This is a genomic window from Thiorhodovibrio frisius (assembly GCF_033954835.1).
Classification (GTDB): Bacteria; Pseudomonadota; Gammaproteobacteria; order Chromatiales; family Chromatiaceae; genus Thiorhodovibrio; species Thiorhodovibrio frisius.
This window is the reverse complement of sequence record NZ_CP121471.1, coordinates 5,372,587-5,384,093: the sequence shown is the minus strand read 5'-3', so window position 1 is coordinate 5,384,093 and position 11,507 is coordinate 5,372,587. Positions and strand designations below refer to the sequence as shown.

The 11,507-nt window shown below is 56.7% G+C and carries 13 protein-coding genes and 1 pseudogene; 9 read left to right on the top strand and 5 right to left on the bottom strand.

The window, feature by feature from the left end:
* Window positions 1-32: 32 nt before the first annotated feature.
* From Thiofri_RS24470 to Thiofri_RS24445, 6 genes are all read left to right on the top strand, one after another.
* A complete protein-coding gene (locus tag Thiofri_RS24470; RefSeq protein ID WP_009149379.1) occupies window positions 33-317 on the top strand; it encodes a BrnT family toxin in 285 nt (94 codons plus the stop codon).
* Window positions 310-576, top strand: coding sequence for a CopG family antitoxin (locus tag Thiofri_RS24465; protein ID WP_009149377.1), 267 nt, complete (start codon window positions 310-312; stop codon window positions 574-576). The genes Thiofri_RS24470 and Thiofri_RS24465 overlap by 8 nt, the downstream gene beginning before the upstream one ends.
* A 202-nt stretch (window positions 577-778) precedes the next feature.
* Entirely contained in the window at window positions 779-1,081 is a 303-nt protein-coding gene (locus tag Thiofri_RS24460) for a hypothetical protein (protein WP_009149375.1), read from the top strand.
* Between the two features lie 216 nt (window positions 1,082-1,297).
* A complete protein-coding gene (locus tag Thiofri_RS24455) occupies window positions 1,298-2,098 on the top strand; it encodes an NYN domain-containing protein (protein WP_009149373.1) in 801 nt (266 codons plus the stop codon).
* A gap of 275 nt (window positions 2,099-2,373) precedes the next feature.
* Window positions 2,374-2,682: a DUF433 domain-containing protein gene (locus Thiofri_RS24450; RefSeq protein WP_009149371.1), complete on the top strand. Its 309-nt coding sequence runs from the start codon at window positions 2,374-2,376 to the stop codon at window positions 2,680-2,682.
* Between the two features lie 152 nt (window positions 2,683-2,834).
* Window positions 2,835-3,545, top strand: coding sequence for a class I SAM-dependent methyltransferase (locus Thiofri_RS24445; protein WP_009149369.1), 711 nt, complete (start codon window positions 2,835-2,837; stop codon window positions 3,543-3,545).
* On the opposite strand, the gene Thiofri_RS24440 is transcribed toward Thiofri_RS24445, so the two are convergent.
* Window positions 3,539-3,676, bottom strand: coding sequence for a hypothetical protein (locus Thiofri_RS24440; RefSeq protein WP_323705764.1), 138 nt, complete (start codon window positions 3,674-3,676; stop codon window positions 3,539-3,541). The two genes, Thiofri_RS24445 and Thiofri_RS24440, sit on opposite strands and share 7 nt — an antisense overlap.
* Window positions 3,677-4,101: 425 nt before the next feature.
* On the opposite strand from Thiofri_RS24440, the gene Thiofri_RS24435 reads away from it, so the two are divergent.
* Both Thiofri_RS24435 and Thiofri_RS24430 read left to right on the top strand, forming a co-directional pair.
* Entirely contained in the window at window positions 4,102-5,997 is a 1,896-nt protein-coding gene (locus tag Thiofri_RS24435; protein WP_040856996.1) for a GspE/PulE family protein, read from the top strand.
* A 165-nt stretch (window positions 5,998-6,162) separates the two neighbouring features.
* Entirely contained in the window at window positions 6,163-7,005 is an 843-nt protein-coding gene (locus Thiofri_RS24430) for an HDOD domain-containing protein (protein ID WP_009149365.1), read from the top strand.
* Window positions 7,006-7,014: 9 nt separating this feature from the next.
* Here Thiofri_RS24430 and Thiofri_RS24425 read toward each other — a convergent pair whose 3' ends face one another.
* Together Thiofri_RS24425 and Thiofri_RS24930 are read right to left on the bottom strand one after the other, a co-directional pair.
* The gene (locus Thiofri_RS24425; RefSeq protein ID WP_190275818.1) at window positions 7,015-8,913 is read right to left on the bottom strand and encodes a GspE/PulE family protein; all 1,899 of its coding nucleotides are present in this window, start codon (window positions 8,911-8,913) and stop codon (window positions 7,015-7,017) included.
* A 108-nt stretch (window positions 8,914-9,021) separates the two neighbouring features.
* Window positions 9,022-9,432, bottom strand: a pseudogene (locus tag Thiofri_RS24930) (hypothetical protein); the annotation flags it as partial.
* A 182-nt stretch (window positions 9,433-9,614) separates the two neighbouring features.
* Here Thiofri_RS24930 and Thiofri_RS24415 point away from each other — a divergent pair.
* Complete coding sequence (locus tag Thiofri_RS24415; protein WP_009149362.1) at window positions 9,615-10,091, top strand: hypothetical protein; 477 nt, start codon at window positions 9,615-9,617, stop codon at window positions 10,089-10,091.
* Window positions 10,092-10,235: 144 nt separating this feature from the next.
* Here Thiofri_RS24415 and Thiofri_RS24410 read toward each other — a convergent pair whose 3' ends face one another.
* Together Thiofri_RS24410 and Thiofri_RS24405 are read right to left on the bottom strand one after the other, a co-directional pair.
* On the bottom strand, window positions 10,236-10,484 hold the full coding sequence (locus Thiofri_RS24410; protein WP_009149360.1) for a zinc-finger domain-containing protein: 249 nt from the start codon (window positions 10,482-10,484) through the stop codon (window positions 10,236-10,238).
* A gap of 91 nt (window positions 10,485-10,575) precedes the next feature.
* Entirely contained in the window at window positions 10,576-11,496 is a 921-nt protein-coding gene (locus Thiofri_RS24405) for a branched-chain amino acid transaminase (RefSeq protein WP_009149358.1), read from the bottom strand.
* Window positions 11,497-11,507 lie beyond the last annotated feature (11 nt).

Below are 11,507 nucleotides of genomic sequence, written 5' to 3'. Positions count from 1 at the left end.
ATGTTCGACATGCAAGATATGTAGGGCACGCCATGCCGTTACGCATCGAACAACTTGTCTGGCTCGAGGACATTGTCGAAAAACTGCGTTGGAAGCACAGTGTCGAAGAGTCTGAAGTGATCGAAGTGCTGGAGAATCGGCCGCGCTTTCGCTTGAAGGAAGCTGGCTATGTCCCCGGCGAGGACGTGTATGCGGCATTTGGGCGCACTGACAGTGGTCGCTTGCTGAGCGTTTTCTTCGTCTACACCCAAGATCGCCGCGCGATCATTGTTTCGGCGCGCGATATGACAGCCAAGGAGACACAGAAATATGGGTAACCAATCTTCCGTATCGCAGTGCGCAAGCTATCAGGACATCGGCGCGTTTTGGGACGCACATGATGCCAGCGAGCACGGTGCTGATAACGCGGTTGAAATGGACGTCGCCATCGCCTCGCAACGCCATTATTTCGCCGTGGATCTAGATTTGTACTCGAGAATACGGGTACTTGCATACGAGCGCGGCGTGAGCGAGGAAACGCTGTTGAATATATTCTTGAAGGAACGGCTAGAACAGTGTGAACAAGCCCAGTTATGAATAGAAGAATAAGAAAAGGGTCCAGGCTCAAATTGACTCTCAAGGGAGACTTTTCAGCCGGGACAACTTCGCGCTTCAATAGACTTGGCGCTGTTGATCGACTACGAGCTTTAGACAAAAGGGGCCGGGGTCGAATTGTTCTTTTGAAGAATCGCTGAACCATGTGTGTAGATATATTTTTTCTGGAAGGATTTAAAAAACGATGTTGCAAAATGTAAATCCTAGAACTGCAAAGCTCGCCTCGCGTAATCACATCGGGGCCTTGTTATATATTTTTGGCTTTGGAATGGCCGGGGCTGTCGTGGCCCAAGACCCGGAGACGATTCGGCTTTTTCAAGATGAAAGCTACTACAACGATGCCTGCCGTGGTGGTTCGGGCGAAGAGGCTGCAACTTGGCAGGCATGCGGTGCGCGCGACTACATCGCTTTTTTGCTCGGGCAGCGGGGTTACTGTTACGGGAAGGAGAATCAGCCGGGTTATCAGCAGGAATGGCACCGATGTTAACCCGATTCAATGAGGGCGGCTAAGCCACTTGTGGTCGAGTAACGGCTTGTGATGCGGATGGTAGCAACACTCATTGAGGACTGCACCGTTAACCGGGTTAAGGCGTGATGCGCCCGGCCGTGCGTCCGCGCCTGACGAACATTGATCAACGGATAACCGAGGCCACAGTGGAGTGCAAAGCGTATTTTCTGGAAATGGCTTTGCCGGGGAACTGCGATGAACGATGCCTTGAGCGCTGATGCCTACACGCACAACCCAGATGGCCGTTCGTCACAGCGTGATCGGATCGCGTTTGCGCTCTATATCGACGCGGACAATCAATCCGCTCATAGCGCTGCCGCGCTTGTCGAAGTCTTGCAACAGGATATCGGGGGTCACATCGCCCTTGTTATCGTGGCGGGTAACAACAAGGCGAACCGTAACGAATCCTGGATCAACGCCCTGCGGGAACAGATCCCTGACCTGCCGATCGAGAATCTCTCCGTCCCCTGTCGCCCCAATGCTGCGGATATTGCGCTGATCCTCGCCCTGGGGGAGGGGATGGCCGAACACCGGCTTAACCAGACGCGTGTGGTCATCGTCTCGCGCGATACGCTCTTGCTTGACGCGGCGGAGCAGATCAAACGCTCTGGCGTGCGCCTGTTTGTCGCTTATTCCGACGGCGAAGTGCCAACGGCACGACGCACCAATCTATTAACCCTCTTGCTTCCCAGCCCAATCGAGTCTTCAAGGGAGCCAGTGATCACGGTAACGCCAACAGGAGCGCGAACCGCGCCGAGCCCAACCCCACTTCAGTCAGCACCGTCAGACACCGTCAAAACAGAGGTCGCCGCAGCCGTGGCATATGTGCGAGCAAACTGCCAGAAACAACCAGGAGGCGGTTACAGTTCCTCGGAGGTCGGCCAAGCGCTTGCAAAACTCGGGTATTCAACACCGGCTGAGCGCCGACACATCCTCGCCCAGTTTCCCAAATTCCAGACGCAAGGCAGCGGCGCACAGAAGTGCCTGGTCTTCTGAGGGGTCGCGACTTTTCAGGTGCTCTTTTAGGGCCGTCAATCTGAAATAAAAAACCAAGCGAGCTGACAGTCACAAAACAATGGGCGAAGATTTGATCGAATCATCCAGGTGAGTACAGCAGATGCCAAGTACCGTTTTGAAGTTCAGTATGGATTTCACCCTGCATGATCGCTCGGGACTTGGCACGGAGCGAAGTGCCGGAGCGGAGTGCGCACGGTGAGCTTGGCGATTCGCGATCACTAATAAGACAAATCAATAACACGGGATGCTATTCTATGGGAACTCTTGATCAACATATCGATGTTACGCCGGGGATAGTCGGCGGTAAACCACGAATTGCTGGGCACCGAATTACTGTCAGCGATATTGTAATTTGGCATGATCGAATGGGAAAAAGCGCGGATGAAATCGCAACGGAATACGATCTAAGCCTTTCAGATATTCATGCGGCACTCGCTTATTATTTTGACCACCGTTCAGAAATCGATCAAACCATCAATGATGGTAGGGAGTTTCTTGATGCGCTTCGCAAAACCACACCATCGAAGCTTGCAAGCAAAATCAACCAGAATAGAGCTGCATGACTCAAAGAATCAAATACTACCTTGACGAACATGTTTCGAGAGTCGTCGCAAAAGGGCTTAGATGTCCAGTGGGCAAGTCGTTGTTGAGCCAGCAAGCAGGAGAACATCCATTGCAACACTTTAAAACAAGCGGGAACACAAACAGGCCGGCAATGCGCTGGCCGATTCTAACGGCGCTCGCCTTGGTGACCAGCATGCTGGGCGCTGCAACCGCAGCCGAGCAGGGCAAGGTCGAGGAGACCGGGCGCGTGCTGAGCCCGAGCATCAACGGCTACTACCTGGACGCGGATCCCGAGTTCTGGCGCGAGACTTTCGAGCGCGATGGGCGCGAACTCTACGATCAGCGCCGCACAATCCTCAAGGCGCTGGCGCTCAAGCCCGGTCAGGCGGTGGCGGATGTTGGTGCGGGCAGCGGCTTGTTCAGTCTGTTGTTCGCGCAGTCGGTGGGGCCGACGGGGCGAGTCTATGCCGTGGATATTTCAGAGCCTTTTACCCGAGCGATCGCCGAGCGCGCAGCACAGGCAGGGCTGGATCAACTCGTCACAGTCACGAACGATCAACACAGCCTGGGCTTGGCGGACGACAGTGTTGATCTGATCTTCACCGCCGATACCTATCACCACTTCGAGTTCCCGCAGGCAATGCTTGAGGCCATGCGGCGTGCGCTCCGACCGGGCGGCAGCCTGGTCATCATCGATTTCCGCACCGATCCACGCATCGCCTCGGCCTGGGTGCAGGGCCATGTGCGCGCCGGGCGCGAGCAGGTGATCGCGGAGGTCGAATCTGCCGGGTTCCAGCTCGAACAGGAATTTGATCTCCTAAAGCGCAATTTCTTTCTGCGCTTTCGGGCGCTGAATCATTGAGTCGATACCTCTGCGCTCAGGCGATGTTGCCGAATCAGCAGTGCGCGCCCCCAGGCATCCGGCAGGGAATCCTCAAACACCGCATGCAGCCCAGATTCGGGCCACCCTGCTGGCGCGCCAGTTTCACTCATTGCCACCTATCTGCCACAATAGCGCGCCAGAACGCTCAATAGAGCGAAGCGGATTTTGCAAGCGGATTTTGCTAGACTGCATTAGTACGTCAGCAAGTCGACTGGTCGCTTTCAGTCGTCGACCAATGGTCGCTATGTTGTGGCAGGATCGCGCCGGGGTATCGGCCTTCGAGTTGAATGTTCTAAGCAGTTATCCGAATCGCAAATGGTTTTTGGTTTTGGGTCGGGTGACGGTCACGGGTGTCTCGGCGGCCCTAGATCGGATCAGGGATGCCGCTGCGAACCCCGCGACCGCTGGCCGGCCCAAAACCGAGAACGCATTGTGATTGGTACCTTCTGTTGAGCGGGTAGCATTGGAGTTGGCGGTGAATACTGAGTTGCAAGAGCAACAGAACCCACGGCAGAAACCACAGCAGAAACCACAGATGGAACAGCAAGAAAACGCTTCGCCTGCGGATGAAGTCGCTCGGCTGTTGCTTGATGTCGGTTTGATCAATCCCGAACAGCTGCATCACGCCAGGCGCGTGCATGGCAAGCTGGGCGAGGATTACCCGCTGACCAGGGTCCTGACCGAACTCCGGTATCTCAATCCCATCGAATTTCGCGCGGTTTTGCGCGACAGTGGAGCCAAGATTCAGCTTGGCGATGTGATGGTCGAGCTTGGGTACCTGAAGCCGCGCGATCTGCGTGCAGCGCTGGACGCGCAATCGGAGCCAGAATTCAAAGACAAGCGCCTCGGTGAGATTCTGCTCGACATGGGTCTGATTACCGAGCAGCGGCTGATCGAAGTGTTGGCGGATCAGCTCAATTTTCAGGTCGAGGCGCCGTCCTTTTCGCAGCTTGACAAGGAGCTGTTGGAGAAAGTAACCCCCGATTGGTGCCGGCGGTTGAGCGCGATCCCGCTGCGACGCGAAGGCGATGCCGTGCTCGTGGTCTTTGGTGATCCTCTGGATTCAGCGGCGCGTCATGGCGCTGAAGCAGCCTTTGGGCGTGTGGTTCCAGCTTTCGCCACCCGCCGCGCGCTTGACGACGCGCTGCGGGCCTATGAGGCAAGTCGGCAGCATGCCAAAGAGCGCAAGAGCGAAACCAACGAGTCGGATATCACCCGTCATGTTGACGGACTCATTATCAGCGCGCTTGACAAGGGCGCGAGCGATATTCATATCGAGCCGTGGCCCAATTCTCTTCGGGTCAGATTTCGCATTGACGGTGTATTGATGGTCTTCAGCGATCTTGACCACGAGTTGGCACCTGCGATTGCCAGCCGGCTCAAGGTTTTGTCCAAGGCCGATATCGCCGAGCGTCGGCGCCACCAGGATGGTGGATTTCAATTCAACGATCCAAGCACCGGGCGCCGCTGCGATGTTCGCGCGTCCTTCTTCGCCACGGTGTTTGGCGAGAAGATCGTCCTGCGGCTGCTCAGCCGCAAGGCCGAGTTGCTGGATATTGAAGAATCCGGCATCGCACCGCGGATGCTTGAGCGTTTCAATGATCACGCGCTCGAATTGCCGAGCGGGGTCATTCTTGTCACTGGCCCCACCGGGTCAGGCAAGACCACTACCCTCTATGGTTGCGTGAATAAGCTCAACGACACTGAGACGAGTATCGCAACCGCAGAAGACCCGGTCGAATACGTCATTGCAGGGATTGCCCAGTGTAGTGTCAACCCCAAGATCAATCTCACATTCGCCGAGACATTGCGTGCCTTGGTGCGTCAGGATCCGGATGTGATCGTGCTTGGCGAGATTCGCGACAAGTTTTCGGCTGAATCGGCCATTCAAGCCGCGCTGACGGGCCACAAAGTGCTCTCGACCTTTCACACGGAAGACAGCATCGGTGCCTTGTTGCGGTTGATGAACATGGACATTGAAACTTTCCTGATCTCATCGACAGTCGTTGCGGTGCTTGCCCAGCGGCTGCTGCGGAAGGTTTGCAACCACTGCGCTGAAAGTTATCAGCCTACTCCGCACGATCTGCAACGCATCGGCTGGACCCAGGCTGATGCGGCCGGCGGAGAGTTTCGCATCGGTCGTGGCTGCCGGCAGTGTAATTTTACTGGCTACGCCGGACGGGCCGGGGTATTTGAACTGCTGCTGCCGAACGATAGTGTCAAGGATGCCGTGCTGAATCGGCGTTCCTCGAGCGAGATTCGTCGTCTCAGCATCGAGTCCGCAGGCTTGGTCACGCTCATGGAAGACGGGTTGGCCAAGGCGGCTCAGGGGTTGATCAGCATAAAGGAAGTACTGGGGCATTTGCCGCGCATTGGGCGTCCGCGTTCATACCAAGAGGTGATTGCCATGGTGGGCGCGGTGAAGAGTTAGCGAGTTCCGGACGGTCCGTCACCGAGTGCATGATTCGCCGCGTTGGCCAGTCGCCAACGCAAACTAAACACATTGAAGATCGCGGCAACGCACGAAGCCGTCTGAGTCCGGGGTGAGTCGGGCCGCCCCAAGGCATTCGTGGCTGCGGCAAGAACGAGCAAGACAATGAGTGAAATGTCCTTAAAGGAGTTGATCGACGAGCGTTTCGATTCGGATAGCCAGCATTTGCCGGTATTCAATCGCGTTGCGCTGGAATTGCAGAAACTCAAAGAGTCCGAAACTGCGACCATGAAAGACGTGACTGACCTCATCATGAAGGATCAGGCACTGACCAGCCGGATTTTGCAGGTGTCAAATTCCTCTTTCTATGGCGGATTGCGGCAGGTCGATACTCTGAGCGGTGCCGTCTTGAGGCTCGGCATCAACAAGGTTGCCAGCATGGCGATGATGGCCGCGCAGCTGATGGCCTATCAGTCCAAGCACGAGACAATCACCAAACGTTTGGTCTTACTTTGGGAACGGGCTTATGTTTGCGCGACTGGCTCGCGCTGGATCATCGAGAAAGTCGGGCGTCGTGATCAAGCGGAGTCAGCCTTCCTAAGCGGATTGCTGCACGATATCGGAGAACTGTTTCTGCTCAAGGTGCTCGATCAACTGATAGAGGACGCCGATGTGTCTGTCACCGACGTCTTGATCGATGAGGTGCTCGAGGTCATGCACCAGGACATGGGCTACCGCCTGATGTTGAAGTGGGAGTTGCCAAAGCTCTACGCCCTGATTGCCCGCGACCATCATCAGGACACATTCGATGAAACCGATTCCATCATGGCCGTGACGCGCTTGCTCGATCTTGTCTGCCGCAAACTGGGCGTTGGGCAGGAAGAGCATCCAGACATGGTGCTGGGCGCAACCGCAGAGGCTCAGGCGTTGGGGCTTAAGGAAATCCAGCTCGCTGAGCTTGAAGTCATGATCGAGGACCTGGTGGCCGAGGCCAATGCCATGCTGTAATGCGTTGGATCAGTCAGCGCTTAAGGTCTTGACCTGGGCGAGATCGGTCGCGCCGGCCAGCACCTTGAAGATGCCGTCCTGGCGCAGGGTGCGCATCCCCTCGCTCATCGCGTGCATGCGAAGCTCGGCGACTTTCGCGTGCATTGCGATGAGACCTCGAATTCGCCGGCTCGACGCCAAAAGCTCATGGACCCCAAGTCGCCCTTTGTATCCGGTGTCGTTGCATTCCGGGCAGCCCTTGGCGCGAAACAGGTGTAGCGCGCCGTCCTCGCCTGCGAACCTTTTGCGCCAATCCTGCATCAGATCCTTGCGGGTTGGAGGTGCGAGTTCAGGATCGTCGCTCGGGGCAAAGTCGCTTAAGTAGATATCCATTAGCGTAGTGAGTTCGTCCTCGCCAGGGACATAGGGCTCCCGACAGTTTTCGCACAGCCGCCGCACCAGGCGTTGAGCAAGAATGCCCTGCAGAGCATCGGCGAAGTTAAAGGGATCCATGCCCATGTCCAGCAGGCGAACCACGCTGTCCGGAGCCGTGTTGGTATGCAGGGTGGAGAGGACCAGATGGCCCGTCAACGATGCCTTGATCGCCATTTGCGCTGTCTCGTCATCGCGCATCTCGCCGATCATGATCACATCCGGGTCAGCACGCAGAAAGGCGCGCAGGGCGGTGGCGAAGTTGACACCTTTGCGGGCGTCGATCGGCATCTGGCGCAAGCCCGCCTGGGTGATTTCAACCGGGTCCTCGGCCGTCCAGATTTTGCGTTCGGTCGAATTCAACTCAGCTAGCACCGAGTGCAGCGTGGTGGTCTTGCCGGAGCCTGTCGGTCCGCAGACCAGGAACATCCCGAACGGCCGGTGAATCAGTGTGTTCAGGCTATTTTCGATCTCGGGCGTGAGTTTCATCGCCGACAAGGGGATGGGATCGCCGCGCTGCAGCAGGCGCATGACAACATCTTCGCGCCCGTTGACCGTTGGGATTGTCGCGACACGCAGTTCGAGCTTCAATTTGCCAAAGCGGCTGAAATCGATCTTGCCGTCCTGGGGCTTCATGGTGCTGGTCATGTCCATCGCTGCCATGACCTTGATTCGTGAGACCACTGCCCGGTTTAGATTGCTTGGAAACTCCGCGTGCTGGATCAGTTGTCCATCGCGACGCATGCGCACCCGGCTTGGATGTTTGTCGAGTTGCGGCTCAATGTGGATGTCGGAAATACCAAGGCTCACGGCGTCAACAATGAGCTTATTAACAAGGCGGACAACAACATGATCCTGCGTGGCGGCATCGTTGCTGTTATCTTCCTCCTCTCCGTGCGCTTCTTCATCGAAGGTCAACTCCTCTAGCCCGCGGGAGCCGTAGACCTGGTTGATAATGCTATCGATGGCTTCGTGGGGAGCCATGACCGTCTCGATCTGCTTGCCCGTGGCGAAGCGCACGGCCTCGATTGCGTGCCAGTCCAGCGGGTTAGGAAGGGCGATGATGAGGTTATCGCCATGGCTGTCGAGCGCTAAAACATTGTGTTCTCGTGCGAGATCCTCCGGTACCAGATCACAGAGTAGAGGATCGAGCTTAAAACGCTGCAAATTGACAAAGGGAATGCCGAGTTTGCGCGCCAGAGCATGCTGGATGTCCGCTTCTTTCAGCAAGCCCATTTCCACAAGTAGCTTGCCGAGCGGAAGATTACGGCTTTGCTTTTGCTCTGCCAGGGCCTGCTCGAGCTGTTCCTCGGTGATCAGCTTTTGCTGAACAAGAATGGAACCGAGGCGAACCGAAGGCATCTCCTTCTGTTTACTTAAAGCGTCTCTCAGGTCGGCAGCGGTAACGACTGCTTTCTGGGTCAGGAAATCTCCCAATGATTGATCGGGATTTCCCTTATGGACGCTCGGTGTCTGGCCCATTTCTGAATGACTCATGATCGAATCCATTGCTTGCACCTTTTTGGTGCGCCGCCCGATGTGCTCTTTATCAATCTGCGTTTGCGATATAAAAACGCGAACGTAACGCGTCTGATTCTGGGCAGGGAACAGATACAGACCGTTGCGATCATGGTAAAAACCTACCGTCTGCCCCTTCATTTCGTCTCCATCCTTGAAGCGAACGACAAAGGGCTGACAGTCTATGCTAACAGGCTGGCCTTTTTGGTCGCCGGAGTCCGTAGCTTGCACCAATTGCCGCCAGATTGGCAGGTGCATGATTTTAATGTCGCTAAGATGAATCTCGAGCAGATCCTCTTTGGACTCGAGCCGCACCAGCCCTTGTTCCGGGTCAAAATTGATCAGTCGGCCATTGATCTGACTGCCGTCCGGGCGCTTAATGATCACCTGATCACCGCGATGGACTGCTTGATCGGTATCTCTAGCGGATGACGCTGGGGACGGAAATTGGGGCAGAACCTCAGGAGGGATGCCAGACTGTGTTTGCGAATCGAGCATTGGATTCCCGGTCTGTCAGTGATGCAGGGTTTGGGCAAACCCTACCCGGAGCCATGGAGCGCATTATCCAAGAAACTGCGTCTGGCTGCTCTCTCTTTCGGCCTTGGCGCAGAGCAGTTTGTTTCGCTGGCTCCAACCGGCGAAGCGCACGGCCACTCGCAAGATATCAACGGGAGAATTTTATGGGTTATTTGTTGAAAATTGCCGGATGCCTGTTTCTGTTTTTAACTGCTGCCCACGGAGCCGACACGCTCGAGGATTCGTCAATGTTTCGCGAGTATCCTGTTTCGACTTTCTACGCGGGGGGCGCGGCGCCTATCGACTTCGACAACCATCCAGAGTTGAAAAGATTTCGGACCAGGCTGAATCAAGGCATTCAAAAGGGACCCAACTTTTCGGGGAAATACCGGGTGGTCGAGTGGGGATGCGGAACAAGCTGTAGTCAAGTCGTGATTGTCGATGTGGAGACCGGCAAAATTCGAGCCTCGGCAACGGCATGCGGCGGGAGTCGATTTCAACTCGACAGCAGGCTGCTGATTCTCGATCCGGGCTTGGCCGAAGGCGATTTGTACGCCCCGATTGGCTGCGAAACGAAATTCTATCTTTTTGAAAACGACCAGTTGCAGGCGTTGGACGTCTCTCGCAAAGTGGAGGAGTAATATCCCGGCGCCCCGCGCGTCGAACAAGCGGAACGCATGACCTCGAAACTGGCAGCCATTGCGCTTGAAGGCGGAACTCCGAGCGCAGGGTTTCGCACGGGCTGAAAGGCAAATGGACGCCCGGACGGGATGGGCGGTCTGGGCTCAGTGCGCTTTGCTGACCTCGCCCTCGAGTTCATAGACAGCGCCGCAATAGGGGCAGGTGGCACGGCGATCAGGTGTCTCGTCGATTGGTAGGTAGACGCGCGGATGCATGTTCCAGAGTTCGTCGCCGGGTCGCGGGCAGCTCAGTGGCAGGTCAGCAGCCTGGACCTTGATGGGCTCTGGAGCCGTCACCGGTTTGGTGGGTGGCGGGGGGTTGTCTGGGCCAATTGGCAGTGCTGGGTGTTCCATAGTTGGTCTTCTTATGCTGCGCTTGGGTGGTTTGCGGTTTTGATGGGGAATTCATTTGCCGCCATGTCTCAACGGGTCTCGGTATTTTCGGTTAAACCAGGCTCAGCCAGTCGCTGCGGCTGGGGTCGCCGCCCTGAACCACTTCGAAATACTTGCTTTGCAGCTTCTCGGTGATGGGGCCGCGACCGCCGTTGCCGATTACGCGACCGTCCACCTCGCGGATGGGGGTGACCTCGGCGGCGGTGCCGGTGAAGAAGGCCTCGTCGGCGATGTAGACCTCGTCTCGGGTGATGCGCTTTTCCTCCACCTCTAGGCCCATTTCCTCGGCGAGTGTGATCACCGTCTTGCGAGTGATGCCGTCGAGCGCGGAGGTCAGGTCCGGGGTGTAGAGGCGTCCGTCGCGCACGAGGAAGATATTCTCCCCGCTGCCCTCCATCACGCAGCCCTGGGCATCGAGCAAAATGGCCTCGTCATAGCCGTCGCGCAGTGCCTCTTGCAGGGCCATCATGGAGTTCATGTAATTGCCGTTGGCTTTGGCGCGGCACATGGTCACATTGACATGATGACGGGTAAAAGAAGACACCCGCACGCGAATGCCATTCTTGATGTTGTCCTCGCCCAAGTAAGAGCCCCAGTGCCAGGCGGCGACGATGACGTGCACCTGTAGATTATCGGCGCGTAGCCCCATGCCCTCGGAGCCGTAAAAGGCCATCGGGCGGATGTAGGCCGAGGCGAGCTTGTTCTCCTGCACCGCGAGGCGCTGGGCCTCGTTTAAGGTGTCGCGGTCGTAGGGGATCTTCATGCCCAGGATATGCGCGGAATTGAACAGCCGCTCGGTATGTTCGGGCAGACGGAAGATGGCCGCACCGCGGTCGGTCTGGTAGGCACGCACGCCTTCAAAGACGCCCATGCCATAGTGCAGCGTGTGGGTCAGCACGTGGGTTTGGGCGTCGCGCCAAGGGACGAGTTCGCCGTTGTACCAAATCACGCCGTCGCGGTCGGCCATGCTCATGTTTCGATGTC